Raw genomic sequence first — 24,507 nt, 5'->3', positions numbered from 1 at the left:
GTCTTACCGTAGCGGGTGGGTGTGACCTGTCTCTTATACACATCTAGATGTGTATAAGAGACAGTGCTGACTTTATCCCAGATTCCGGGTATGGCGTCGGCAATCCGCCCCGCGGTCAGCGGCGCGCCGCCGGACGCGGCAGCTCCGGCGCGGGCATGAAGGCTTGCCGCCATGGCGGCAATGGCCGCCCACCGCTCGTCCGGATCGATGCCCGCCGCACCGAAACGCCCGACGTCGGACCCCACCTGGGCGAGCAGCTGTCTCTTATACACATCTTGACGCCGGCCAGCACGTCGCCGCTGCCGGCCGTGGCCAGCCAGGGGGTGCCGTCGGCCTGGCTGTAGAAGTCCTGGTAGGGGGACGCCACCAGTGTGGTGGCGCCCTTGAGCAGCACGGTGGCCTCGGTGAGGCCCGCTGCCTGCCGGGCCGCCGCGAGGGTGGACGCCTCCACCGCGGCGCGGTCCAGGCCGGCTCCGAGGCGCGTCAGCAGTGTTGCGAGCTCACCGGCGTGCGGGGTCAGGACCACCTGCGGGGCCAGCACATCCGGGAGCACGGGCAGCGCGCCGGCGTCCGCCACGGTGGGCAGGCCTGAATCCACCGCATCGCGGACACGCTGCATCTGGTCGTCGTCCGAGCCGTCCATGCCGGAGCCCACGAGCCACGCCTGCACGTGCGTCCCGGCCACCGTTCCGGAGCTGCACACCACCTCGGGACAGCTCTGCCGGATGAGGTCGGCAACGTCAGGCGGGCCAAGGTAGCGAACCATTCCCACACCGGCGGCCAGTGCGCCGCGGCAGGCGAGCACGGCGGCGCCGGGATACGCCGGGGACCCCGCCACGATGCCGAGGACACCGCGGGAGTACTTGTGCGAGCGGCGCCCGGGTTTGGGGAGGAGGGCGGCGAGATCCGAAGCTTCCAGCCGCCGCAGTGCCGGCCACGGAAGCCCGTCCTCGATCCCGATCGGGACAGTGTGGACCCGTCCGGCGAAGTCGGCGCCCGGGTCGGTCAGCAGGCCTGCTTTGGCGGCGCCGAAGGTGACGGTGAGATCGGCTGGGAGCACCGGGTCCGCGGCCTCGCCGGTATCGGAGTTCACGCCGCTCGGAACATCGCAGGCCACCACAAGGCCGCGGTTACCGCGGGCCAGCAGGGCAACGAGCTCTGCGGCGGCACCGCGGAGCCCGCCCTGCGCGCCGGTTCCGAGCAACGCATCAATAACGACGTCGGCCCTCCCGGCCGCCGCTGCCAGCTCACCGGCATTCGCGTCGGTCAGGTTGCACACGCGGCCCCCGGCGCGCTCAAAGGCCGCCAGTGCGTCGGGATGGGCGCTGCCCGAGGCGAGGACCGCCGTCGTACGCATGCCCCGTCCGGCGAGCTGAGCGGCCGCGAAAAGGCCGTCCCCGCCGTTGTTGCCTTTGCCGGCAAGGACCGCCACGCTGGCGCCGTAGAGCCGCTGGCCGCGGGAGCGCAGCTCCCCGATGACGGCGTTGGCGAGGCCGTGGGCCGCCCGCTGCATGAGAACAGCGCCCATACCTGAATCCAGTAAAGGCTTTTCAGCCTCGCGTATCTGGGTTCCGGTATAGGCGCTGATCATTCAGTGCAGTCCGTTCGGTATCAGCCCTCGGCCAGGACGGTGGCGGTGGCAATGCCGCCGTCGTGGCTCATGGACAGGTGCCAGCGTTTGACGCCCTTGGCCTCAGCCACTGCCAGCACGGTGCCCTTGACCTGGATGGTGGGGCCGTTCTGGTCCAGTCCGATCCAGCAGTCCTGCCAGTTCATGCCGGCGGGAGCGCCCAGGACCTTCGCCACGGCTTCCTTGGCGGCGAACCGCGCAGCCAGGGAGCGGGTATTGAGTTCGCGCTCGGCCGGAACGAACAGCCGGTCGCGGAGCCCGGGGGTGCGCTCCAGCTGCCTGCCGAAGCGTTCAATGTCCACAACGTCTACGCCTATGCCAACAATCATGTGCTTACTCTACGGTGACGCTCTTGGCCAGGTTGCGTGGCTGGTCCACGTCGTATCCCTTGGCCGTGGCGAGTGAGAGGGCGAAGATCTGCAGCGGCACGGTGGCCAGCAGGGGCGCCAGGAGGGTGGGGGTCTCCGGGATATAGAAGACGTGCTCGGCGTAGGCCTTCACGGCCTCGTCGCCTTCCTCGGCGATCACGATGGTCTTCGCGCCGCGGGCCCGCACTTCCTGGATGTTGGAGACCACCTTGGCGTGCAGCGAGTCGCGGCCGCGCGGGGACGGAACCACCACGAAAACCGGCTGGCCTTCCTCGATCAGGGCGATCGGGCCGTGCTTGAGCTCGCCGGCGGCGAAGCCCTCGGCATGGATGTACGCCAGCTCCTTGAGCTTCAGCGCACCTTCCATGGCCACCGGGAACCCGACGTGCCGGCCCAGGAACAGCACGGACTTCGCGTCCGCCATGGCCCGGCCGAGCTCCTTGATCTGGCCCTCGTTGTCCAGGATCCGCTGGATCTTGGCCGGGATCTTGGCCAGGTCCGCGAGGATGTCCTTGATCTCGCCCTGGAACTTGTTCCCGCGCAGCTGCGCCAGGTACAGGCCCAGCAGGTACGCGGCCGTGATCTGGGCCAGGAACGCCTTCGTGGACGCCACCGCGATCTCCGGGCCGGCGTGCGTGTACAGCACGGCGTCGGACTCGCGCGGGATCGTGGAGCCGTTGGTGTTGCAGATGGACACCGTCTTGGCGCCCTGTTCCTTCGCGTACCGGACAGCCATCAGCGTGTCCATGGTCTCCCCGGACTGGGAGATCGACACGATCAGGGTGTTCTCGTCCACGATCGGGTCGCGGTAGCGGAACTCGTGGGACAGCTCCACCTCGGTGGGGATCCGGCACCAGTGCTCGATCGCGTACTTCGCGACCTGCCCGGCATACGCGGACGTGCCGCACGCCAGGACGATGATCTTGTCCACGCTCTTGAGCAGCGCCGGATCGATCCGCAGCTCATCCAGGGTCAGCTTCCCGTGAATGTCCGACCGTCCCAGCAGGGTCTGGCCCACGGCGTCGGGCTGGTCATGGATTTCCTTCTCCATGAAGGACGGGAAACCGCCCTTCTCGGCGGACTCCGGATCCCAGTTCACGTGGTATTCCTTGCCCTCCGCGGGGGCGCCGAAGAAATCGGTGATCGTCACCGAATCAGCGGTGATGGTCACGATCTGGTCCTGGCCCAGCTCCACCGCACGGCGGGTGTAATCGATGAACCCGGACACATCCGAGCCCAAAAAGTTCTCGCCCTCGCCCAGGCCCACCACCAGGGGCGAGTTCCGGCGCGCGGCCACCACGACGTCGGGCTGGTCGGCGTGCACCGCGAGCAGCGTGAACGCGCCCTCGAGCCGCTGGCAGGCCAGCTCCATCGCCCGGGTCAGGCCGCCGCCGGACACGTCGCCGCCGAGCTTGTTGCGGAAGATGTCGCCCAGCAGCGCCGCGGCGACCTCGGTATCGGTCTCGGAGGCGAACTCCACGCCCTTGGCCACGAGCTGAAGCTTGAGCTCGGCGAAGTTTTCAATGATGCCGTTGTGGATCAGCGCCAGCTTCCCGCCGTCAGACAGGTGCGGGTGCGCGTTCTGATCCGTCGGGCCGCCGTGCGTGGCCCAGCGGGTGTGACCGATCCCGGTCAGCGACTCCGGCAGCGGCCGCGCGTCCAGTTCAGCGAGCAGATTGCTCAGCTTCCCGGACTTCTTCCGCGAGGAAATCTCCCCGTCCGCGACGACCGCGATGCCCGCCGAGTCATAGCCCCGGTACTCCAGGCGGCGCAGACCTTCAAGAACAACATCCAGCGCAGTGTGCCCGGCATCAGCCCGGCCCGACGTACGCCCTACATAACCCACGATTCCACACATGGGTATAAGCCTAACCGGCTTTGGAGCGCGGAGGCGACGCCAATCCCGAGGGTTACGCCACCTGCCCCGGCCCTGAGACGGGCCCATCGAATGGTCAACGAGGGGCTATTTGCAGCCGTGGCGCCCGTCCATTCGGAAGGGAAACTGGCGCTTTCGCCCTCATGAAGCGGCGTGCGTGTGGCGGCCGAGCCGGGCATGCTCCTGGCCGGCTTCCTCTGCCTCCTCTGCTTGCGCTTGTGATCCGGATTCCCCACGAGGGGAAGGCTATCAAGCGCAGCCGCCGGGCACCCCGCAGAGCTGGCGCGCGGTGAGCGGGATCGTGATGCTCACGGATTGTCCTTTCACCGTGGCTGGAGCGGCGGAAGAAAGTTTGACTTCGAAGCAGAGGACAGTGCTGCCGCCTTTGGGAACTGCTGCCGAGGTCAGGCCCGCGGCGGTGAGCGGGGCATAACCTGTGGCGGTGGCGCAGGCATCCGTTGAGGTTGCCGTCTTGGCGTCGACGGTCAGATACGGCGAAAGCGAGCCGTTCCCCGCGCTGGTGACGGCCGGGGCCCCGGCTGTGACGTCGATGCTGAACGCTCCGCCCGCGTCCGAGGCATTCCCCACCAGGGCGCCGGCATAAACCGCGGTTCCCGGGGTGAGTGCGGCGGCCTGGGTGATGAGGGCCAGGCTGGCCGCCTGCCCTCCGGCCAGTGTCATGGGCCAGACCTGGCCGGAGGGACTGCCCGTGAGGTTGACGGTGAACGATGCGGCAGAGACTGTGCCGGGTGCAGCGGAGGTGCCGACGTTCCACAGTGCGTAGCTGCCCTGCGCGCTCAGGAGGCCCAGGAGCACCGCCGCGGCGATAAGCGCCGCGGCCCGCAGACTGCGCGGGGATGCCCATGATTCCTACCCCTGGCCCCGGATCCGGTAACGGCGACGTGCGGCCTCCAGGGCCGCCGTGCGCCGGTATCAGACTAGGCCAGGCCGGACTGGGTTACCTGCTGCAGGGTGAAGGCGACGTTGCCGAAGTTGTATGTCGCGGTGACGTCGGCGCGGCCCGTGGTGGTGGAGAGGAATTCGAACGTGATGGTGGCTGTGACCGTCTTGGACGTCGTCAGCGGGTTGGTAGCCACGGTGCTGGTGCTGCCGAGGGTCAGCACCGGATCGGTGACGACGACGTTGGCCGGGGTGAACCCGTTGGCTGCGCCGGTGCCGGTGGCCACGATGTCGGCAGCCATCCTGTCCCCACGTGAGCGTCACGTCCAGGACCTGCGTGTAGGTGAGCTTGTCGCCGGGAACCACCTTGCATGTTGCGATGTTGATGGTAGCGCCGGCGCCGTCGGTCCACACGCCGGCCGGGGTCTTGGCGACGTTCAGATCGCCGGCGACGACGGTGCCGGGCGCGAGAGGGTACTTCATCTGGCCGCCACGGGGACGCCGGCTAGTGCCTTCATTTCGCTATGCGCGCCGCGAGGGGCAGAATCTCTAGGGTGACTTCGCAACGCAATGAAGCGAACGGGGAGGGTGTCTCGCCGTTCGTGGAGCTGGACCGGCAGACCTGGTCCCGGCTCGCAGCCCAGATGGAACAGCCCCTTAATGAAGAGGATGTGCTGCGCCTTCGTGGGCTCGGTGACCCCCTGGACATGAAAGAGGTCCGCGAGGTCTACCTGCCCCTGTCCCGGCTGTTGCACCTCTATGTGGAAGCCGCAGGCCAGCTGCACGCCGCCACCACAACCTTCCTGGGCGAACAGACCCAGCGCACGCCCTTCGTAATCGGTGTGGCCGGGTCCGTTGCCGTGGGCAAGTCCACCATTGCCCGCGTGCTCCGCGAGATGCTTCGGCGCTGGCCCGGCACCCCGAACGTTGAACTGATCACCACTGACGGTTTCCTGTACCCGCTCGCTGAGCTCAAGCGCCGCCAGCTGCTTGAACGCAAAGGGTTCCCGGAGTCCTATGACCGGCGGGCGCTGCTGCGCTTTGTGAGCGAAATCAAGGGCGGCGCCGAGGAAGTCCGCGCCCCCTGGTACTCGCACGTCACATATGACATCGTGCCCGGCAAGGAAGTGGTGGTCCGCCGCCCGGACGTCCTCATCGTCGAGGGGCTGAATGTCCTGGCCCCCGCGCGCCCCCGGCATGACGGCCGCCAGGGGCTGGCGCTGAGCGACTTCTTCGACTTCTCCATCTACGTGGATGCCAAGACGTCGTACATCGAGGAGTGGTATGTGGACCGCTTCCGGAAGCTCCGCTCCACCGCCTTCGCGCAGCCGGAGTCGTATTTCCACCGCTACGCGACGCTCTCCGACGACGAGGCCGAAGTCACGGCCCGCGACATCTGGAAGCGCATCAACGAACCGAACCTGGAAGAGAACGTGCTGCCCACGAGGGGACGGGCCCAGCTGGTCCTCACCAAGGAAGCCGATCATTCCATCCGCCGGATGCTGCTGAGGAAGGTTTAGCACACGTGTGCTACGACTGCTCCCCCACCATGGACCGGGATCCGCAACCGCCCAGCCGCCGGTCAATCGCCAAGCTGCTGGTCGCCGGCGCCGGGCTGTCCGCGCTGGCTGCGTGCACTCCGGAGGGCCAGGGCCCGGCATCCTCCGCCGCAGCGGGAACGGCCCAGGCCCTGTCTCTTATACACATCTAGATGTGTATAAGAGACACGCGCGCGCCGCGTCAGGCTCGGCCTCGGCGCCGGCGTCCTCCTCTGCGCCCGCGTCAGCACCGCCGTCGTCCGCATCCCCGGCAGCCTCCCCGTCAACGTCTGCGCCAGCGCCGCCGTCGGCCGCCTCCAGCCTGCCCAATCAATACTCGCTGACCGACCCCGCCAGCCCCTGGCTGTCTCTTATACACATCTAGATGTGTATAAGAGACAGCTATGTCCCCGCGGATCTGGTCCAGCCGCGCGTCGCCCTCGCCGTTTCCGGCGAGGCGGAACTGCTGAACCGCACGACGGCGGCTGCCGCGGAACGGATGTTTGCGGCAGCAGCGGCTGCGGGCGTGACCATGACGCTGGCGAGCGGATACCGTTCCTATGCCACACAGACCGCCACGTACAACGGCTACGTCAGTGCCCGGGGACAGGCGGCTGCGGACACCGCCTCCGCGCGGCCGGGCTATTCCGAACACCAGACGGGCTGGGCGTTCGACATCGGCGACGGCGGCGGCGCATGCAGCTTCCAGCCGTGCTTTGCCGAACAGCCGGCCGCGGTGTGGGCCAAAGCCAACGCCTACCGGTTCGGCTTCGTGGTGCGCTATCCGTTGATGCTGCATCCCATCACGGGGTACTACTACGAGTCCTGGCACCTCCGCTACATCGGGGTCGAGGCCGCCACGGACATGAAGAAGCGCGGAATCGGAACCCTTGAAGAGTACTTTGGGCTGAAGGCCGCGCCGGGCTACCCCTGACGGCCCGCCGCCAGGGCGCGGCTGTGCGGTAGTTTGGGTGCCATGCTTACTGGATTCAAGAAGTTCATTCTCAAAGGCAATGTCATCGATCTGGCGGTGGCGGTTGTCATCGGCACGGCGTTTAGCGCGGTGGTCGACGCCCTGGTCAAGAGCGTCATGATGCCGCTGATCTCGTTGCTGGTGGGGCAGCCTAAGTTTGACAATTTCCTGGCGTTCGGGGACGTGCGGATCGGCGTCCTGCTAACCGCGGTTGTTAACTTCCTGCTGGTTGCCGCCGCCATTTACTTTGTCATCGTCATGCCCATCAACCTCATGATCGAGCGCCGTAACCGCCGGCTTGGGATTAACCAGGACGTCAAGGAGGAAGCCGCCGAAGACCCGCAGATCGCGCTTCTCACCGAAATCCGGGATGCGCTGCGCAGCCAGTCCGGCGTCAATAAGGAACTTTAGCTACGAACGAAAAAGCGGTCCGCCTCCTGCAGTGAACTACGGGAGGCGGACCGCTTTTTGCATGCGCGGCTTTGTCAGTCGCCGACGAGCTCCAGGGCCAGCTCTGATTTAACAACCTGCGCCAGGCGCTCGGCGATGACCTGGGCGGTGTGCTGGTCGCCGGCCTCCACCATCACGCGTACAACCGGCTCGGTGCCCGAGGGGCGCAGGAGAACGCGGCCGGTGTCGCCCAGTTCCTCCTCGGCAAGCTTCACGGCTGCGGCAAGGGCTTCGTCGCCGTTGACGCGGGACCGGTCCACGTCCTTCACGTTGATGAGGACCTGCGGGAGCTTGGTCATGATCGTAGCGAGTTCCTTGAGCGGACGGCCGGTGAGTGCAACCTGCGCCGCCAGCTGCAGGCCGGTGAGGACGCCGTCGCCGGTGGTGGCGTAATCGGCCAGGATCACGTGGCCGGACTGTTCTCCGCCGAGGTTGAAGCCGCCAGCGCGCATTTCCTCGAGGACGTACCGGTCGCCGACGCCGGTTTCGCGGACGGCGATGCCGGCTCTGCGCAGGGCGATCTTCAGGCCGAGGTTACTCATGACGGTGGCCACCAGGACGTTGTCGGTGAGCTTGCCGGCGTCCTTGAGCGCGACGGCGATGATCGCCATGATCTGGTCGCCGTCCACTTCATTGCCTTCGTGGTCCACGGCGAGGCAGCGGTCGGCGTCGCCGTCGTGCGCAATGCCGAGATCCGCGCCGTGGGCAACCACGGCGGCCTTCAGGGGGCCGAGGTGCGTGGAACCCACGCCTTCGTTGATGTTCAGGCCGTCCGGCTCAGCGCCGATCACCACAACGTCCGCGCCGGCGTCCTTGAAGACCTGCGGCGAACAGCCACTGGCGGCACCGTGCGCACAGTCGAGGACAACCTTCAGGCCGTGCAGGTTGTGCGGCAGCGTTCCGAGGAGGTGGACGATGTAGCGGTCCTCGGCGTCGGAGAACCGCTGGATGCGGCCCACTTCGCCGCCCACGGGCCGGAAGGGCTCCTTGCCCATCTGTTCCTCAATGGCGTTCTCAACCTCGTCGGGGAGCTTCTGGCCGCCGCGGGCAAAGAACTTGATCCCGTTGTCCGGTGCCGGGTTGTGGGAGGCGGAGATCATCACGCCGAAGTCGGCATTCAGGTCGGCCACGAGATAGGCAGCTGCCGGCGTAGGCAGAACACCGGCGTCGTAGACGTCAATGCCGGAGCTGGAAAGCCCCGCTTCCACGGCGGCGGCGATGAACTCGCCGCTGGCGCGGGGGTCCCTCGCCACCACGGCCCGAGGCCGCGCACCGTCAGCGGTGCGTTCATGGCCAAGCACGACGGCGGCGGCCTGGGCCAGCTGCAATGCGAGCTCGGCAGTCAGTAGGCCGTTCGCCAGGCCCCGGACACCGTCTGTTCCAAATAATGTAGACATCGGGTCAAGTTTAGACGATGTGCGTGCCCGCCCCTGCCTCAGACGGCGCCAACACAGGGGTCCGCTGATGTTTGCCCAGCTCACCGCGACATCCGCCTTTTCACATCCGCCAGCCGCAGGGAGCTCGTTACGTAACCGAGGACGCGTCCCCTAAAAGCGAAGAAGCCCTTAACGGCAGAAGCCCGCCCCGCCAAATGGCGGGACGGGCTTCTGGAAGCGGTTGAACGCTTCGAAAGCGGATTTAGCGCTTCGAGTACTGCTGAGCCTTACGGGCCTTCTTGAGGCCGGCCTTCTTACGCTCGATGACGCGGGCGTCACGGCGCAGGTAACCGGCCTTCTTCAGGGTGGCGCGGTTGTTCTCGGTGTCGATCTCGTTCAGTGAACGGGCGATGCCGAGACGCAGGGCACCGGCCTGGCCGGAAATGCCACCACCGTGGATGCGGGCAATGACGTCGTAGGCGCCGTCAAGATCGAGGATCTTGAAGGGCTCGTTGACGTCCTGCTGGTGCAGCTTGTTCGGGAAGTAGTTGGCCAGCTCGCGGCCGTTGATGGTCCACTTGCCGGTGCCGGGCACGATGCGGACGCGTGCAACGGCTTCCTTGCGGCGGCCAACTGCTGCGCCGGCAACGGTCAGTGCCGGGCGTTCCTTCTTCGGCGCTTCTGCTTCCGCAGGACCGCTTTCCGAGGTGTAGCTGGTCAGGGTTTCCTCGGCCACGACGGCCTCGGTGGTCTCTTCGTTCTGAGCCACGGTTCTCCTTGTATAGATAAGTTGTTTGGTGGCCAGGACTACTGGGCGACCTGGGAAATTTCGAACGTCTTGGGCTGCTGGGCGGCGTGCGGGTGCTCTGCACCGCGGTAAACCTTCAGCTTGCCCAGCTGCTGTGCAGCGAGGGAGTTCTTGGGGAGCATGCCCTTGATGGCCTTCTCCACGGCGCGGACCGGGTTGGATTCCAGCAGCTCCGCGTAGGTGACGGAGGTCAGGCCGCCCGGGTAGCCGGAGTGGCGGTAAGCGCGCTTCTGCTCGAGCTTGGCGCCGGTGAGGGCAACCTTCTCGGCGTTGATGATGATGACGAAATCGCCCATGTCCATGTGGGGCGCAAAGGTGGCCTTGTGCTTGCCGCGCAGCAGGATTGCGGTCTGGCTGGCAAGACGACCAAGGACAACGTCTGTGGCGTCAATGACGTGCCACTGGCGGTTGATATCGCCGGGCTTCGGGGTGTACGTACGCACGGTGTTTGCCTCGTTCTTGTTCTGGCGTTCTTGTTTAGGTGTCACGAAAGGGTGTGCACCTACTATCTATGCGCTACCGGAACAGAGGTGAGGGCTCTATGAATCCAGTGGTCCCGGAGTCTCGAATGTGCCCGAGGAGTAGTTATCCTGCAACCGGATTCTCAGCGGGCACGCATCATCGAGAAAGGACACGCACAACGACTACCTAGAATAGCGCGAACCGGGCACCAGGGTCAAAATGGGGTATCCGGTGGCGGGGCTTGGACGCCCGCGCCAGCGCCGGGCCCGTTCCATGCCAGGAGTCTTTGTGTCCCTAGTAGGTATCACCAGCAGCGCCGCTCCTCTCTTTGTCCTCGCCATAGGACTGCTGGGCGTGCTCCTTGGAATGCTCTCCGAACGGCTCATCGCCAAGACCCTCCCCCGCCTTGGCGGGCTCCCTGGAATGAGGACAAGAATTACGACGGCGGTCCTCACCGGCGTTCTCTGCGCCGCCTTGGCGGTCCGGTTTGGAATGGACTGGTCGCTGCCGGCATTCCTGGTCCTTGGCGTGCTCGCCGTTCAACTGGCCCGCATTGATTTTGCCCACCATTTATTGCCGAATCCGCTCGTCCTGGCCCTGTTGTCGGCCGGTCTGGGCCTCTTCGTCCTCAGCAGCGCGGCCACTGCGGGCTGGGCCGAGCTGCTTCGCGCGGCCGCCGGCGCCGCCATCCTGTTCGTCGTCTACCTGATTCTGGCGATTATTTCGCCCAGCGGCATCGGAATGGGCGACGTGAAGCTTGCCGCCCCCGTGGGCCTGTACTTGGGCTACTTGGGCTGGAGCCAGCTGTTCTACGGCGGGGCCCTCGGGTTCGTAGTTGGCGGTATTTTCTCCGTCGTTTTGATTTCTTTTAGGCGCCCCGAAAAACCCGCCGAAGTGGCCTTCGGGCCCTCCATGCTGGCTGCCGCCCTGGGGCTGGTGCTGTTCACGTCCTAGCCGACCGCGGCACCCGGCTTTCGGCCGGCGATGGTGCCGGCCTAAAACTAAGTCCGGCTTAGTAATCCAAGTATTTTCCTGCTTGTAGATTCCCAATCTGAGTACCTTCTTTAGGGGCTACCTATGAGTCCCCCCGGAAACTCGGGTATGCCTACGCATTGTTGCCGGCGCGCCCCCGGTGGAATTCTTTAGCTATCGAAGCACCAACCCTTCGCGGAAATGGGGGGAGCCGGTGGTCGGTAATTAATTCCATCTACTCTAAGGAAAATACAATGACTACTCTCATGGTCTCGGTTCTTGCATTCGTCTCGGGAATCAAGGATCGGCTTGAATCCGAAAAAGGCGCCACCGCTACCGAGTATTCGCTGCTCGTGGCATTCATCGCATTCCTCATCATCGGTGGCGTCGGCGCCTTCGGTGGGGCCCTCAACACATGGTTCACGGATCTGGGCACCACCGTTTCCGGCTGGGCTAATTAGTAGTCGCCCAACGAACACCCCGTGTGCCGCGCCCGTCACGAACGGACGCGGCACACGACCCTAACCGGCTGTAACTATCACGGGGGGAATCCAGTGAACCGCAGCAACTTCAGAGCTAGAAGGCGCGATCGCGGCGCGGTTGCCGTCGAATTCGCCCTGGTGGCACCCCTTCTCCTGGCACTGATTGCCGGCATCGTGGAGTTCTCCCATGCTTACAACCTCCAGATCTCAGTAACCCAGGCTGCCCGCGAAGCCGCTCGCACCATGGCCATCGACAACAACCAGGGCGCAGCGGAGCTGGCCGCGGCCGCGGGCGCACCCGGGTTGAACACCGGGGACTTCGGATACTCCTTCACCCCGACCGCCTGCGCCGACGGCGAAAGCATTGCGGTGACCATCACGTATCCGGCAGCCACGCTGACCGGCATTTTTGGCAGCAGCCTTACAGTGACCGGAGTAGGAGCCATGCGATGCGGCGGCTGAAGAATTCCCGGACCGACCGTGAGCGCGGCGCGGCAGGCGTCCTGTTGGCCGTCATGATGCTCGTGCTCATGGGCGCGGGCGCACTGGCAGTGGACGTCGGCCAGATCTACGCCGAACGGGCGCAACTGCAAAACGCTGCCGATGCCGGCGCCATTGCGATCGCCCAGGCCTGCCACGCAACGGGATGTACGCAGTCCCAAGCTGAAGCCATCGCGCAGGACTTGGCCAACAGCAATTCAAACGACGCGTCGTCCAACGTGCTCCAGGTCGACATGTCCGTGGCCAACCAGGTCACCGTCAGAACAACCACCCGGGACGGCACCAGCGGGGCGGGCTTCCTGCGGCCCATGTTCAGTTCGGCGCTCGATGCGCCGCCTGCAACCGTGGGAGCTCACGCAACCGCAGCCCTGGAATTCCCTACACGCGGCTCGGGATTTCCTCTGGCCATTTCAAACCACTGCTACAACCTGTCGGACGCTGTTGCCACCGGAGCGGTGCAGAAGATCTCCTACAAGCCAGGCGGAACGTGCACCGGTCCGTCTGGGACTCAGATCCCAGGGGGTTGGGGTTGGCTGGACCGAAGCTCACCGTGCGTGGCAGTCACTCAAAACGGCAGCAATCACGTTGGATCGGACCCGGGCAACAATCCTCCCACTGACTGTCAAAACATCCTGACCGGATGGAAGGCCACCCTCCTTGCCGGCGGGGAGGTAGACGTCGCATTCCCCATCTTCGACAACGCCACAAACCAGGGACAAAACGGCCAATTCCACATTATTGGCTACGCAACCTTCAAGATCTGGGGCTGGAAGTTCGGCAACAACGGCGTTTACGAATTTCGCAATACGGCCGGCTCTCCGGGAATGACCGCATCTCTCGCATGCTCTGGAGGGAATAATCGCTGCGTTATCGGTCAATTCATTAAATTCGAGTCAATCGATTCCTTTAGCGGAGGGTCGGGTGGAGGAACGAACTTGGGAACCGTAATTATCAAGCTCATCGACTAAGGGCTAACGCATAGATAAACAATATTAGACAATTCTTAAGGGGAAAACCGTGAAAACTCGCCTACTGGGAGGCATTGCCGCGCTGATTGTGGCAATCATCGGAACCGTGTTGCTGGTCTCGTACGTGCAAAACGCTGACAAGCGCGCCATGGCCGATACCGAAACGGAAAGCGTCTACGTCGTCGAGAAGGCGGTCGCAGCCGGCACCGGCGTGGACAAGATGGCAGACGCCGTCGTCAAGAAGGAAGTTCCCAAGCTCGCCATCGCCGCCGGCGCCGTCACGGATCTGGGCGATGTGCACCAGAAAGTCACAGCCGTGGCCCTGATGCCAGGAGAGCAGCTTCTTTCAACGCGCCTGGTGGACGCCGACGCCTTCCTGGGGCCTTCCAGGGTGCAGGTACCCGCAGGCATGCAGGAGATCACCCTGAAGCTGCCCATTGAACGCGTGGTTGGCGGCAAGATTGCCGCGGGCGACACCGTGGGTGTCTTCCTGTCGGTAGGAGACTCCGGAGCGAAAGCCGGCGGCACACAGCTGACCTTCCACAAGGTCCTGGTGACGGCCGCCCAATTCAGCAACGGCAGCGCCGCCAAGCCGCAGGACTCGGCTGCCGAAGAGGAAGCCACCAAGGGTGCACTCACCGCGAAGAAGAGCAGTTCCTCCGACGACACCTACATGATCACACTGGCCCGCAACTCAGCTGATGCCGAACGAATCATCTTCGCCACGGAATTCGGCCACGTTTATCTCTCCAAGGAACCGGCGAACGCCGTCGAAGCAACTTCCGGCGTCGTGAACAGCGCAAGGCTGTTCCGATGAGCCGCTTCGTGCTCATCACACCGAATTCCGACTTCGAACGCCGGATGCAGCTGGCCGTGGCCGGCATGCACGGCTCCCTCCAAGTGTTCCAGGCGGACTACCTCCCCGAAGGGCCGCATGACTTCCTGCGGCAACTGGTCGGCGAACCTCCCGAGGTCCTGATTCTCGGCCCCGGGCTCCCTGTGGACGGTTCGCTGAAGCTGGCATCGGTGATGGATCTCCAGTACCCAGAGATCAGCGTGGTGCTGGTTGTTCCCGAAACCAAGGAAGTGGTGTTGCAGGCCATGCGCTCGGGCGTGCGGGACCTCCTGGATCCGGCGGCAGACCCCGATTCCATCCGCGTCATGCTGGAGCGAGCCAGCCTCGCGGCTGCCGGCCGCCGTCGGGGTTTGGCTCCCGGAACGTCCGAACACGCAGATCACGGCGCCGGCGGAAGGGTCATTGCGGTCATGTCCCCCAAAGGCGGGGTAGGTAAGACCACTGTGGCAACCAATCTGGCCGTCGGCCTTGGGAAGTCCGCTCCCATGGGCGTGGTTATCGTGGACCTCGACCTCCAGTTCGGCGATGTTGCCAGCGGGCTGATGCTGGACCCGGAGCACACCATCACCGATGCCGTGGTGGGAGCCGCCAGCCAGGACTCCATGGTCCTCAAGACATACCTCACGGTTCATCCGGCAGGCATCTACGCCCTCTGCGCGCCTCGGAACCCGGTGGAGATGGACAGGATTTCCGGTGAACACGTCACCAGGCTCCTCAACCAGCTCCGCGAGGAGTTTCACTACATCGTGGTGGACACCGCACCCGGCCTGGGTGAGCACGTCCTGGCGACGCTCGAGCAGGCAACCGATGCCGTCTGGATCTGCGGCATGGACATTCCGAGCATCCGCGGCCTCAAGACGGGTTTCCGCATCCTGGCCGAACTGAATCTGCTCCCGGAAAGGCGTCACGTGGTCCTCAACATGACGGACCGCAGGGCCGGCCTGACGCTGCAGGACATCGAAGCGACCATCGGCGCCCCCGTGGACGTCGCGCTCCCCCGCTCCAAAACGCTGCCCTTCTCCACGAACAAGGGTGTTCCCATCCTGCAGGACGGCAGCCGCGACGCCGCTAGCAAAGGGCTCCGCCAACTGGTGGAGCGATTCAAACCCAATTGGGAAGAAAGACCTCACAAAAAGCTGCACAGAAGGGCGGTAGTCCAGTGAAGAACCTCTCAGACCGGTTCCAGCACCTCCGTGGCGAGGCCCCGGCCCAACCCGAGGCGCCCAAGCCCTTCGAGGGCGTCTTCCATCCCAAGGTGGCGCCCGCCACCCTGGGGAAAAAGCACGAGGCCCAAACCGCTGAGGCCGCGGCAAGCGCGACGGCCGCATTGGAGATCCCACAGGTCGCATCTGTCGCAAGCGAGGCCCTGAACGCCCTCAAGGAGAGGGCTACGCAGACGCTCTTTGAGCGGTTGGGGTCACGCATCACGGATTCATCCCTTGAGGACGAGGAACTGCACCAGTTCGTCCGCGATGAACTGAAGGTCGTGGTCGACGAGGAGCAGGTACCGCTGTCCACGTCCGAGAGGCAGCGGCTCATCCGGGAAATCATGGATGACGTGCTGGGCCACGGGCCCATCCAGCGCTTCCTTGATGACCCCTCCATCACTGAGATCATGGTGAACCGCTACGACCAGGTGTATGTGGAACGCCAGGGCCGCCTCTTCCAGACCGACACGAAATTCGGTTCGGACGAAGCCTTGCGCAGGGTGATCGAACGCATCGTGTCCAAGGTGGGGCGGCGCATTGACGAATCGTCCCCGCTCGTGGATGCGCGGCTCGCCGACGGCTCCCGCGTCAATGCCATCATTCCGCCGCTCGCCGTCAACGGGCCTGCGCTCACTATCCGCAAGTTCGGCCGTGATCCGCTGACCGTCCACAACCTGATTTCGCTGGGGAGCCTCTCCCCGGAAATGGCGGAACTCCTTCAGGCATGCGTGCTGGCCCGGATGAACATCATCGTCTCGGGCGGTACCGGTACGGGCAAGACCACGCTCCTCAACGTTCTGTCGTCATTTATCCCAGTGGATGACAGGATCGTGACGATCGAGGATGCCGTGGAGCTCCAGCTGCAGCAGGAGCACGTGATCCGCCTCGAAAGCCGCCCGCAAAACATTGAGGGCAAGGGCGAGGTTTCGATCCGGGACCTCGTGAGGAATTCGCTCCGTATGCGGCCCGACCGGATCGTGGTGGGCGAAGTCCGCGGCGGCGAGTGCCTCGACATGCTGCAGGCCATGAACACCGGCCATGACGGCTCCATCTCCACGGTCCACGCCAACTCCCCCCGGGACGCCATTGCGCGCCTTGAAACGCTGGTCCTCATGGCCGGAATGGATATCCCGCTCCGCGCGGTCCGCGAGCAGGTCGCCTCCGCCGTGAACCTGATCGTGCACATCACCAGGATGCGCGACGGCTCACGCCGGGTCACCCACGTCACCGAGGTCCAGGGCATGGAAGGCGACGTTGTCACCCTCCAGGACGCGTTCGTGTTCGACTACTCGGCCGGCATTGACGCCAACGGACGATTCTTGGGCAAGCCGGTGCCCACCGGCGTACGCCCGAGGTTCACGGACCGTTTCGCCGAACTTGGCATCGAGATTTCGCCGGCAGTGTTCGGGGCATCCCTCCCCGGCGGTCCGCCGGCAAGGGGGCGATGACAATGTCAGGCGACACCGGCGTCTTCGTGGTCGCGCTGTTCCTGCTCTACCTCGCCATTTTCCTCACTTTTGGCGTGGCGCTCAGGCCCCGATCGGCACTTCCAATGTCCCGCCGTCGTCCGGATTCCCCCGCGCAGCCAACCGCCCTGACGCGGCTGACGGACCATGCAGTTGGGGCGCTGAACAAGGGCATCAAGAAGCGCGGCCCCGGTCTCTTGTCACGGCACCGGCTGGACGAATGCGGACTGAAGAAAGAGCCGGGCGACTACCTGCTCATGGCCGGCGTCATCACCCTCATGGCGGGGGTGTTCGGTTTCATGATTGGCGGCCTTTTCGCGGCTTTCCTCCTCACCCTGCTGACCCCGCTGATCCTCCATCTCCTGCTGAACTTCCTCGCCGGGCGGCGCCGGACGCAGTTCGACCAGCAGGTGCCGGACACCCTCCAGATGTTCGCCGGCGGCCTCCGCGCCGGGCACAGCCTTCTACGGGCTGTTGATGCGGCTGCCCAGGAGAGCCAACCGCCAATGTCCGAGGAGCTCAGCCGGATTGTCAACGAAACCCGCATCGGCAGGGACCTCGGAGAATCCCTGGCGGATGTGGCCCGGCGGACCAGGAGCGAGGATTTCCTCTCGATCTCGCAGGCCATCGAGATCCACCGCGAGGTGGGTGGCGACCTTGCCGAGGTCCTGGACCACCTTGGCGACACCGTCCGTGACCGCAATCAGGTGCGCGGCCAGATCCGTGCCCTGAGTGCGGAAGGGCGGATGTCCGCCATCGTCCTCATGGCGCTCCCGATTGTCATGTTCATAGGCCTCATGCTGTTCAACGACATGTACTCCCGGATCTTCAGCAGCACTTTGCCCGGCTACCTCATGATCGCGGCTGCAGTGGTACTGCTCACCGCAGGCGGCTTCTGGCTGCGCCGCATCATCAAACCGAAGTTCTAGAAAGTATGTGATCAGCATGCAACCTCTTGCTTACGCCGCGATCCTTGCGGTGATCGCGCCTCTGACGGTCATGACCTGGTTCGCCTTCACCGGCGACAGGGCCGGCCTGCGAAACATCCAGGCAAACCTCGGCCGAGCCTCCAAAGCCAAAGGGTCGGCACTCAGCATCAGCGAACAACTTAAACTGGTGAGCCAGCGGATCATGCCCAAGGGGTACGCTGGCTGGCTGGACAAGCAGCTGGCAGGCGCCGGACGCCCGAAGGATTGGCCGCTCGCCCGGCTGATCATGGTCAAGCCGATTTTGGCCTTTGCGGGCTCAGTGGCGGGATATTTGTTCTTTGCCGGGAGCCCGTCAGCTCAGCGGTTCCTCATGCTGCTGGGTGTTACGGCGCTCTGCTACTTCACCCCCGATCTGCTCGTTCGCAACCGAGCTCAGAAGCGCCGGGAAGCAATCCGCTTGGAGCTGCCCACGGTGCTGGACCAGATGCTCATCTCGGTGCAGGCCGGCCTGGGGTTTGAGGCGGCAATGGGCCGGGCCGGCACGAACGGCCATGGCCCCATGGCGGATGAACTCATCCGGACGCTGCAGGACATCCAGGTTGGCAGGTCCCGCAAGGATGCCTATCTCGCGATGTCTGAGAGAGTGGACGTGCCGGACGTCCGCAGCTTTATCCGTGCAGTTATCCAGGCTGACGCTTACGGCATCGCCATCGCCGGCGTCCTCAAGGCGCAGGCTGGGGACATGCGCATCAAGCGGAAACAGCGGGCCGAAGAACACGCGATGAAAATGCCGGTGAAGATGCTGTTTCCACTGATCTTCTTCATCCTCCCGACTTTGTTCATCGTGGTTCTGGGACCCGTCGCGCTGAATATCGCGGCGATGTTCACCGGCTAGGTCGCGGACGCGGCCGCCGACACCATGGTGTGTCAAACAAGACCGGACCCCCTCGGATCCCAGAGCCGAGGGGGTCCTTTTGTGCGCCCGCGCATTTTCGAAATGCCCGCAAAATGCAAAGTTGTCGCATGGTTAACGCAGGAAACGCGCAGCTTGGGAAAGGTTGGATCAGGATGTTGCAAGAACCGTATCCCTGCAACAAATGCGTTGCTAGCTTTTTTACAGAGCTGGTGTAGGACCAGCTTTCCTTCACTCGCTCAGGAGTTCAAAATGTTTGCTTTCTTCTCAAACACCGCAGCCCGCATTCGCCGCGACCAGAAGGGCGCCACCGCTGTTGAATATGGCATCATGGTCGCGCTCATCGCCGTCGTCATCATCGTTGCTGTCACGACTCTTGGTGGCAACCTCAAGGCAAGCTTCGACAGCGTCGCATGTACCGTCAAGGGCGGCACCATGGCAGTTGCTACAGGCGCACCGGCAGGCACCGCAGCTACCTGCTCCAAGTAGCGCTCCTTGAGCCGTGCACCCGATTATTCCAATATTGGGCCGGCTTCCCTTCTCTCGCTCAGGAGTATCAAAATGCTTGCTTTCTTCTCATACACTACAGGCCGTGTCCGCCGCGGTGAGAAAGGCGCTACCGCCGTTGAATACGGCATCATGGTTGCCCTCATCGCCGTCGTCATCATCGTCGCCGTCACGACTCTCGGCGGCAACCTGTCGTCGACCTTCGACAGCGTCGCCTGCTCGGTCAAGGGTGGCACGATGGCCGTTGCAGCAGGAGCGCCGGCAGGCACTGCCGCCACCTGCTCCAAGTAGGCCTGGCGCGAGGCCGAGTAGCGAAGGTTATGTCCTGCGCTACCCGGCCTCGCTTTCACTAGTCCGTGCGCTTCCCCAGCACATCCGTGGTAAGAGAGGCACCAATGGCCAAGGCATCCGAGCGTGGCGCCGTCGCTGTTGAGTTCGCACTTCTCGCCCCGGTGCTAGTTATGCTCTTGCTCGGCATTGCGGAATTCGGCCGGGCATACAACGCGCAGATCACCCTGACAAACGCCGCGCGCGAAGGTGTCCGTGTTATGGCGATCAACAATAGCCAGACCGATGCAAGAACCGCAGCGAAGAACGCGGCGGCCCTCCTCAACCCGGCCCTCGCGGACGGAAACGTCACTTTTAGTGCCCCGAGCTGCACGGTGGGGGCCCAGGTGAGCGTGACCATCAGCTACACGCTGAGCACCATGACCGGCATCGCGGGCCCCTTTCCGATGACAGGCAAAGGAACCATGCTGTGCGGCGGCTAACGGATTCACATGAGAGCGAACGCGGCGCCATCAGCGTAATCGTCGCCATCCTCTTGGTGGCGTTACTCGGTTTTGCGGCCATCGCTATCGACGTTGCTCGCCTGTACTCGGAACGTGCCCAGCTTCAAAACGGTTCTGACGCCGCGGCCTTCATGATGGCTCAGAAGTGCGCAAAGGATCTCAATGACGCTGAATGCTCAACGACTTCGCCACTGGCCGCCGATCTGGCCAACAAGAACGCCGTGGACGGACTCAGCAACGTCAAGTCGATTACCCTGGACAAAACAAACCGCAAGATCACGGTCACTGCCGGAGCAAAGGAAGTCGGAGGCGGTCCGAATGCTGTTTCGACGTTTTTTGCCCGGATCATGGGTATTCAGAGCGCTGAGGTTGTGGCCGAGTCACGGGTCGAATGGGGCACACCTTCCAAGGGGATAGTTGCAATGCCGCTGGCCATTGCCGTATGCAAGCTGAATCTGGCTGCAGGCGCAACCTCAGCCAGTGAACAGCTGATAGAGATGGGGTCCGGTTGTGGCACTATCCCGGGTGGATTTGGCTGGATCAATGATGCTTCGGATGCGAAATGTAGTGTCAACATTTCGGCCGGACAGTCCAATGACCCTGGAATCTGGTTCACCAGCGATACGGGCGCGAGTGCGCCTGGCGTTTGTGCCGCATCCGACCTCGCGGCGATGAACGATCAGACGGTCCTGATCCCCCTGTACGACATTGCCACCGGCAACGGCTCCAGTGGGAAGTACTACGTAAAGGGCTTCGCGGCTTTTCACGTTACCGGCTACCACTTTGCCACCGACAGCTGGACTTCGGGGGGCGGGAGCCTCCCCAACAAATCCATCCGGGGCTACTTTTTGAAGTTTGTATCCCTCTCTCAAGCCCTCGAACTCGGCAATTCACCGGATTACGGCACGGCCGTGGTCCGTCTTACCATTGGAGCACCCTAAAGTGAAGTCACGCCTACTCGCCGGAGCGGCCGCCGTGGTCCTTGCCCTTGTGGGCGCAATGCTGGTGGTTTCCTACGCCCAAGGTGCTGACCTGCGTGCCGTGCAGTCCCTCGATCCGGTGGATGTCCTCGTCGTGAAGACTGCAATTCCGGCTGGCACCCCGGTCGAGTCAATGAGTGGCTCGCTGGCAACCGAGAAACTCCCCGGAACTGCGGTGGCCAGCACAGCGTTGAAGTCACTCGACAAATCGGAGGGCAAGGTGGCAGCCGTGGCCCTCGTGCCAGGCGAGCAGCTCGTGGCTGAGCGATTGGTCGCGCCCGCGGAGCTCAAAGTCGACGGTGCCATCACGGTCCCCGCTGGCCTCCAGGAAGTCACATTCCAACTTCAGCCCGATCGCGTCGTTGGTGGCCGTCTGACCGCGGGTGACCACGTCGGGGTTTTCGTCTCACTCGAAAAGGGCGCACTGGCAGACAAACTGGATGCTGAGACCACCAAACTGACCGTCCGTAAAGTCCTTCTGACGGCTGTGCAACGCGCACCTGAAACCACGCCCACGATCCAACCGACTCCTTCCGCATCCCCCGACGTTAGTAGCGCCGACCCGCGCGACACCACACTCCCAGTCGGTTCCCTCATGCTCACGGTCGCGGTCAGCGACGTGGACGCGGCCAAGATCGTCTTCGCAGCCGAATTCGGTAAGATCTGGCTCAGCAAGGAACCCCTCAACGCCAAGGACAGCGGCCCACGGATCATCACGCGGGACGGGGTCTACAAGTGAGCCGCTTCGTCCTGATCACGCCCAATGCGGACTTTGACGGCCGCCTCCGGCAGGCAGTCGCCGGAGGCCTCCAGGGCGGCGTCCAGACTTTCTTCACGAATGTCCTGCCCGCAGGCCCCTACGATCTTTTCGCGCAGCTGAACCAGGAGAAGCCCGAAGTGCTCATCCTGGGACCGGATGTCCCCGTCGACGAGGCCCTCCGGCTTGCCACGGTGCTTGACGTCCAGGTGCCTGACCTCACAGTTCTTATGGTCAGCGAGCCTGATCCCACTTTCATCCTGCAGGCCATGCGGGCGGGCGTTCGGGATATCTTGAGCCCGTCAGCCGATCCGGCGCAACTCCGCGTACTGCTTGAACGCGCGTGCCAGTCGTTCGCCAGCCGGCACCGCGCTGAGCAGCCCAAGCAGACGGAAAACTCCAGAGGCACAGTCATCGGAGTCTTCTCCCCCAAAGGCGGCGTCGGCAAGACCACCATCGCAACCAATGTCGCCGTCGGCCTGGGCAAAATAGCTCCGATGAGCGTTGTGATTGTGGACTTGGACCTGCAGTTCGGCGACGTTGCCTCCGGGCTCTACCTGAATCCGGAACACACAGTGACGGATGCAGTCTCCCCGGCCGCAAGCCAGGACACGCTAGTGCTCAAGGCTTTCCTTACCGTCCACCCCTCTAGCATCTACGCCCTGTGCGCGCCCATCAGCCCTGTTGAGGCAGACCACATCACCCCGGATCAGATCACGCGGCTCTTGGAACAGTTGGCGGACGAGTTCCAGTACGTGGTTGTGGATACGGCGCCGGGATTGCCGGAGATAGGACTGGCTGCCATGGAAGCATGCACCGACGTGGTTTGGGTAAGCGCCATGGACATCCCCAGCGTGCGCGGACTCCGTTCCGGCCTGGATATTCTCCGTCAGTTGGATATCCTGCCGGAAGGTCGGCACGTGGTACTCAACATGGCTGACGCAAAATGCGGCCTAACGGTGCAGGACGTCGAGTCGACCATTGGCGCTCCCGTGGACGTTAGCGTTCCTCGTTCCCGCGCAGTAGCGTTCTCCACCAACCGCGGCGTACCCGTCCTGCAGGAAGCCAAGAAGGATCCGGCTGTCAAAGGCCTCAGCCAGCTCGTGGAACGGTTTAGCCCTGCATGGCAGGCCAAGTCTCAGCGGAAAACCCACCGACGGGTAGTGGTGTAGATGAAACTTTCGGAACGCATCCAGGCCGCTCAGGAGAAGTCGCAGTTCGGGGCCGCCCCGGCTACAACAGCCCTGACGGCTGTGCCCAGTGCTGCATCCGCCGTCACTTCGACTTCTTCGGCCCCTACGTCACCATCTGCCCCGCCCTTTCGGCCGCGTGCGACGCGTCACACGCCAGAAATCCATCCGCCCGCGCCGCATTCGGCTTCGCACGTGGGCGAAGCGACAGTGCCGCCGCCAGCATTGCCAGGAAAGTCTGCGCACGCAAAGCCTGTGCAGCCGACCGCCGTTGTGCAGACCGAAGTGTTCAAATCAAAAGTTCAACAGCCAGTAGACGTGTTCGCCGCTTTGAAGCAGCGGGCCGCGACGGCACTCTTCGAACGTATGGGCGCTCGGTTCAACGACTCAGCTCTCACCGAGAGTGAACTGCGCAGCACCGCCAGGGAAGAGCTCATCCGCATCATCGATGGCGAGCAGGTGCCGTTGACCGCGGACGAACGGACGCGGCTCGTGCGCGACGTGGCCGACGACGTGCTGGGCTATGGTCCGCTGCAACGGCTGCTGGACGATCCCGCCGTCACCGAGATCATGGTGAACCGGATGGACCAGATCTATGTGGAGCGCAAAGGCCAGCTGACGCTGACAGAATCCAGGTTCAGCTCCGAGGACCACCTGCGCAAGGTCATCGAGCGCATCGTGTCCAAAGTCGGGCGGCGCATCGATGAATCCTCACCGCTTGTCGATGCGCGCCTCGAAGACGGCTCCCGGGTAAACGCCGTGATCCCCCCACTGGCCGTTGGTGGGTCCTCACTCACCATCCGTAAGTTCAGCAAGGTGCCCTTAACTGTCCGGAACCTCATCGACTTCGGCACGTTGACTCCCGAGATGGCCGAACTGCTGAACGCCTGCGTCAAGGCCAAGCTGAACATAATCGTTTCCGGCGGCACCGGCACCGGGAAGACCACGCTCCTTAACGTCCTCTCCTCCTTTCTGCCAGCCAACGAGCGCATCGTGACCATCGAAGATGCCGTGGAGCTCCAGATCCAACAGGAACACGTGGTTCGGCTGGAAAGCCGCCCACCCAACACCGAGGGCAAGGGCGAGGTCACCATCCGCGAACTGCTCCGCAACTCCCTTCGCATGCGACCAGACCGCATCGTGGTGGGCGAGGTCCGTGGCGGGGAATCCCTGGACATGCTCCAGGCCATGAACACAGGCCACGACGGTTCTCTGTCTACCGTCCACTCAAACTCGCCCCGTGACGCCGTCGCCCGTCTTGAAACACTGGTCCTCATGGCGGGTATGGACCTGCCGCTGCGGGCCATCCGCGAACAGATCGCCTCCGCCGTCAACCTGATCATCCAGATTTCCCGCCTCAGGGACGGCACACGGCGCATAACGCACGTAACCGAGGTCCAGGGTATGGAGGGCGATATTGTCACGCTCCAGGACGCCTTCGTCTTCGACTACTCGGCCGGCGTGGATCAACACGGACGCTTCTTGGGAAGCCCCATTCCTACAGGCATCCGCCCGCGGTTCATCGACCGTTTCGAAGACATGGGCATCCACGTTTCGGCTGGGGTCTTCGGAGCTCCCCTTGCCACGACCGGAAAGCACTGACGTT

At 64.0% G+C, this 24,507-nt stretch carries 28 protein-coding genes and 1 pseudogene; 20 read left to right on the top strand and 9 right to left on the bottom strand.

Going from position 1 to position 24,507, the window contains the following annotated elements; genetic code table 11:
- Positions 1-3: 3 nt before the first annotated feature.
- The 5 genes and pseudogenes from B1A87_RS02465 to B1A87_RS22785 all read right to left on the bottom strand — a co-directional run bounded on the left by B1A87_RS02465 (position 4) and on the right by B1A87_RS22785 (position 5,076).
- A pseudogene (locus tag B1A87_RS02465) lies at positions 4-1,591 on the bottom strand (NAD(P)H-hydrate epimerase).
- 20 nt (positions 1,592-1,611) lie between these two features.
- A complete protein-coding gene (locus tag B1A87_RS02460) occupies positions 1,612-1,959 on the bottom strand; it encodes a holo-ACP synthase (protein ID WP_018776647.1) in 348 nt (115 codons plus the stop codon).
- A gap of 4 nt (positions 1,960-1,963) precedes the next feature.
- Positions 1,964-3,856: a glutamine--fructose-6-phosphate transaminase (isomerizing) gene (glmS, locus tag B1A87_RS02455; protein WP_078027197.1), complete on the bottom strand. Its 1,893-nt coding sequence runs from the start codon at positions 3,854-3,856 to the stop codon at positions 1,964-1,966.
- Positions 3,857-4,123: 267 nt separating this feature from the next.
- Positions 4,124-4,690 (bottom strand): hypothetical protein, encoded by a 567-nt coding sequence (locus tag B1A87_RS02450; RefSeq protein ID WP_260680608.1) that lies wholly within the window; start codon positions 4,688-4,690, stop codon positions 4,124-4,126.
- Between the two features lie 122 nt (positions 4,691-4,812).
- Positions 4,813-5,076 (bottom strand): hypothetical protein, encoded by a 264-nt coding sequence (locus B1A87_RS22785; RefSeq protein ID WP_185982209.1) that lies wholly within the window; start codon positions 5,074-5,076, stop codon positions 4,813-4,815.
- Positions 5,077-5,298: 222 nt separating this feature from the next.
- Here B1A87_RS22785 and coaA point away from each other — a divergent pair, with 222 nt between their 5' ends.
- Entirely contained in the window at positions 5,299-6,294 is a 996-nt protein-coding gene (gene coaA, locus B1A87_RS02440) for a type I pantothenate kinase (protein ID WP_185982208.1), read from the top strand.
- A 5-nt stretch (positions 6,295-6,299) separates the two neighbouring features.
- Positions 6,300-6,485 (top strand): hypothetical protein, encoded by a 186-nt coding sequence (locus B1A87_RS02435; RefSeq protein WP_144275697.1) that lies wholly within the window; start codon positions 6,300-6,302, stop codon positions 6,483-6,485.
- Here the strand turns inward: B1A87_RS02435 and B1A87_RS23535 are convergent.
- Entirely contained in the window at positions 6,472-6,642 is a 171-nt protein-coding gene (locus B1A87_RS23535; protein WP_260680607.1) for a hypothetical protein, read from the bottom strand. The genes B1A87_RS02435 and B1A87_RS23535 overlap by 14 nt on opposite strands.
- Positions 6,643-6,697: 55 nt before the next feature.
- On the opposite strand from B1A87_RS23535, the gene B1A87_RS02430 reads away from it, so the two are divergent.
- Both B1A87_RS02430 and mscL read left to right on the top strand, forming a co-directional pair.
- Positions 6,698-7,246, top strand: coding sequence for a D-alanyl-D-alanine carboxypeptidase family protein (locus B1A87_RS02430; protein ID WP_144275696.1), 549 nt, complete (start codon positions 6,698-6,700; stop codon positions 7,244-7,246).
- Between the two features lie 42 nt (positions 7,247-7,288).
- Positions 7,289-7,696 (top strand): large conductance mechanosensitive channel protein MscL, encoded by a 408-nt coding sequence (mscL, locus tag B1A87_RS02425; protein WP_078027200.1) that lies wholly within the window; start codon positions 7,289-7,291, stop codon positions 7,694-7,696.
- A 74-nt stretch (positions 7,697-7,770) separates the two neighbouring features.
- Here the strand turns inward: mscL and glmM are convergent, their stop codons facing one another.
- From glmM to rplM, 3 genes are all read right to left on the bottom strand, one after another.
- Positions 7,771-9,132 carry a phosphoglucosamine mutase gene (gene glmM, locus B1A87_RS02420; RefSeq protein WP_078027201.1) on the bottom strand — a complete coding sequence of 454 codons (1,362 nt, stop codon included), beginning with the start codon at positions 9,130-9,132 and terminating at the stop codon, positions 7,771-7,773.
- A gap of 241 nt (positions 9,133-9,373) precedes the next feature.
- Entirely contained in the window at positions 9,374-9,880 is a 507-nt protein-coding gene (gene rpsI, locus B1A87_RS02415; protein WP_078027202.1) for a 30S ribosomal protein S9, read from the bottom strand.
- Positions 9,881-9,918: 38 nt separating this feature from the next.
- A complete protein-coding gene (gene rplM, locus B1A87_RS02410) occupies positions 9,919-10,362 on the bottom strand; it encodes a 50S ribosomal protein L13 (RefSeq protein WP_078027203.1) in 444 nt (147 codons plus the stop codon).
- A 307-nt stretch (positions 10,363-10,669) separates the two neighbouring features.
- Between rplM and B1A87_RS02405 the strand changes: the two genes are divergently transcribed.
- The 16 genes from B1A87_RS02405 to B1A87_RS02330 all read left to right on the top strand — a co-directional run bounded on the left by B1A87_RS02405 (position 10,670) and on the right by B1A87_RS02330 (position 24,503).
- A complete protein-coding gene (locus tag B1A87_RS02405) occupies positions 10,670-11,335 on the top strand; it encodes an A24 family peptidase (RefSeq protein WP_260680606.1) in 666 nt (221 codons plus the stop codon).
- A gap of 272 nt (positions 11,336-11,607) precedes the next feature.
- Entirely contained in the window at positions 11,608-11,814 is a 207-nt protein-coding gene (locus B1A87_RS02400) for a Flp family type IVb pilin (protein WP_078027204.1), read from the top strand.
- A gap of 93 nt (positions 11,815-11,907) precedes the next feature.
- Complete coding sequence (locus B1A87_RS02395; protein WP_078027205.1) at positions 11,908-12,297, top strand: TadE/TadG family type IV pilus assembly protein; 390 nt, start codon at positions 11,908-11,910, stop codon at positions 12,295-12,297.
- On the top strand, positions 12,285-13,304 hold the full coding sequence (locus B1A87_RS02390; RefSeq protein WP_078027206.1) for a pilus assembly protein TadG-related protein: 1,020 nt from the start codon (positions 12,285-12,287) through the stop codon (positions 13,302-13,304). The genes B1A87_RS02395 and B1A87_RS02390 overlap by 13 nt, the downstream gene beginning before the upstream one ends.
- Positions 13,305-13,353: 49 nt before the next feature.
- On the top strand, positions 13,354-14,121 hold the full coding sequence (locus B1A87_RS02385; RefSeq protein ID WP_260680605.1) for a Flp pilus assembly protein CpaB: 768 nt from the start codon (positions 13,354-13,356) through the stop codon (positions 14,119-14,121).
- Positions 14,118-15,323, top strand: coding sequence for an AAA family ATPase (locus B1A87_RS02380; RefSeq protein ID WP_078027207.1), 1,206 nt, complete (start codon positions 14,118-14,120; stop codon positions 15,321-15,323). The genes B1A87_RS02385 and B1A87_RS02380 overlap by 4 nt, the downstream gene beginning before the upstream one ends.
- On the top strand, positions 15,320-16,816 hold the full coding sequence (locus B1A87_RS02375) for a CpaF family protein (RefSeq protein ID WP_313902438.1): 1,497 nt from the start codon (positions 15,320-15,322) through the stop codon (positions 16,814-16,816). The genes B1A87_RS02380 and B1A87_RS02375 overlap by 4 nt, the downstream gene beginning before the upstream one ends.
- 2 nt (positions 16,817-16,818) lie before the next feature.
- A complete protein-coding gene (locus tag B1A87_RS02370) occupies positions 16,819-17,763 on the top strand; it encodes a type II secretion system F family protein (RefSeq protein ID WP_313902437.1) in 945 nt (314 codons plus the stop codon).
- A 16-nt stretch (positions 17,764-17,779) separates the two neighbouring features.
- Positions 17,780-18,658, top strand: a complete 879-nt coding sequence (locus B1A87_RS02365; protein WP_078027333.1) for a type II secretion system F family protein — start codon at positions 17,780-17,782, stop codon at positions 18,656-18,658.
- Between the two features lie 270 nt (positions 18,659-18,928).
- Complete coding sequence (locus B1A87_RS02360) at positions 18,929-19,165, top strand: Flp family type IVb pilin (protein WP_078027209.1); 237 nt, start codon at positions 18,929-18,931, stop codon at positions 19,163-19,165.
- 72 nt (positions 19,166-19,237) lie between these two features.
- A complete protein-coding gene (locus B1A87_RS02355; RefSeq protein ID WP_078027210.1) occupies positions 19,238-19,474 on the top strand; it encodes a Flp family type IVb pilin in 237 nt (78 codons plus the stop codon).
- 104 nt (positions 19,475-19,578) lie between these two features.
- Positions 19,579-19,953 carry a TadE/TadG family type IV pilus assembly protein gene (locus B1A87_RS02350; protein WP_078027211.1) on the top strand — a complete coding sequence of 125 codons (375 nt, stop codon included), beginning with the start codon at positions 19,579-19,581 and terminating at the stop codon, positions 19,951-19,953.
- The gene (locus B1A87_RS02345; protein ID WP_078027212.1) at positions 19,941-20,915 is read left to right on the top strand and encodes a TadE/TadG family type IV pilus assembly protein; all 975 of its coding nucleotides are present in this window, start codon (positions 19,941-19,943) and stop codon (positions 20,913-20,915) included. The genes B1A87_RS02350 and B1A87_RS02345 overlap by 13 nt, the downstream gene beginning before the upstream one ends.
- A gap of 1 nt (position 20,916) precedes the next feature.
- On the top strand, positions 20,917-21,693 hold the full coding sequence (locus B1A87_RS02340; protein ID WP_078027213.1) for a Flp pilus assembly protein CpaB: 777 nt from the start codon (positions 20,917-20,919) through the stop codon (positions 21,691-21,693).
- Positions 21,690-22,883, top strand: coding sequence for an AAA family ATPase (locus B1A87_RS02335; protein ID WP_078027214.1), 1,194 nt, complete (start codon positions 21,690-21,692; stop codon positions 22,881-22,883). The genes B1A87_RS02340 and B1A87_RS02335 overlap by 4 nt, the downstream gene beginning before the upstream one ends.
- Positions 22,884-24,503, top strand: coding sequence for a CpaF family protein (locus B1A87_RS02330; protein ID WP_185982207.1), 1,620 nt, complete (start codon positions 22,884-22,886; stop codon positions 24,501-24,503).
- Positions 24,504-24,507 lie beyond the last annotated feature (4 nt).

Origin of the sequence: Arthrobacter sp. KBS0703 (genome assembly GCF_002008315.2) — a bacterium.
In the GTDB taxonomy this organism is placed as follows: Bacteria; Actinomycetota; Actinomycetes; order Actinomycetales; family Micrococcaceae; genus Arthrobacter.
Note: the sequence above shows the minus strand (reverse complement) of the source record. Positions and strands in the feature narration are given on the sequence as shown.

Coding starts and splice junctions, on each gene's coding strand:
- B1A87_RS02460 (WP_018776647.1), bottom strand. CDS start 1,959: ATGATTGTTGGCATAGGCGTAGACGTTGTGGACATTGAACGCTTCGGC.
- glmS (WP_078027197.1), bottom strand. CDS start 3,856: ATGTGTGGAATCGTGGGTTATGTAGGGCGTACGTCGGGCCGGGCTGAT.
- B1A87_RS22785 (WP_185982209.1), bottom strand. CDS start 5,076: ATGGCTGCCGACATCGTGGCCACCGGCACCGGCGCAGCCAACGGGTTC.
- coaA (WP_185982208.1), top strand. CDS start 5,299: ATGCGCGCCGCGAGGGGCAGAATCTCTAGGGTGACTTCGCAACGCAAT.
- B1A87_RS02430 (WP_144275696.1), top strand. CDS start 6,698: ATGTGTATAAGAGACAGCTATGTCCCCGCGGATCTGGTCCAGCCGCGC.
- mscL (WP_078027200.1), top strand. CDS start 7,289: ATGCTTACTGGATTCAAGAAGTTCATTCTCAAAGGCAATGTCATCGAT.
- glmM (WP_078027201.1), bottom strand. CDS start 9,132: ATGTCTACATTATTTGGAACAGACGGTGTCCGGGGCCTGGCGAACGGC.
- B1A87_RS02400 (WP_078027204.1), top strand. CDS start 11,608: ATGACTACTCTCATGGTCTCGGTTCTTGCATTCGTCTCGGGAATCAAG.
- B1A87_RS02390 (WP_078027206.1), top strand. CDS start 12,285: ATGCGGCGGCTGAAGAATTCCCGGACCGACCGTGAGCGCGGCGCGGCA.
- B1A87_RS02380 (WP_078027207.1), top strand. CDS start 14,118: ATGAGCCGCTTCGTGCTCATCACACCGAATTCCGACTTCGAACGCCGG.
- B1A87_RS02370 (WP_313902437.1), top strand. CDS start 16,819: ATGTCAGGCGACACCGGCGTCTTCGTGGTCGCGCTGTTCCTGCTCTAC.
- B1A87_RS02365 (WP_078027333.1), top strand. CDS start 17,780: ATGCAACCTCTTGCTTACGCCGCGATCCTTGCGGTGATCGCGCCTCTG.
- B1A87_RS02360 (WP_078027209.1), top strand. CDS start 18,929: ATGTTTGCTTTCTTCTCAAACACCGCAGCCCGCATTCGCCGCGACCAG.
- B1A87_RS02355 (WP_078027210.1), top strand. CDS start 19,238: ATGCTTGCTTTCTTCTCATACACTACAGGCCGTGTCCGCCGCGGTGAG.
- B1A87_RS02350 (WP_078027211.1), top strand. CDS start 19,579: ATGGCCAAGGCATCCGAGCGTGGCGCCGTCGCTGTTGAGTTCGCACTT.
- B1A87_RS02330 (WP_185982207.1), top strand. CDS start 22,884: ATGAAACTTTCGGAACGCATCCAGGCCGCTCAGGAGAAGTCGCAGTTC.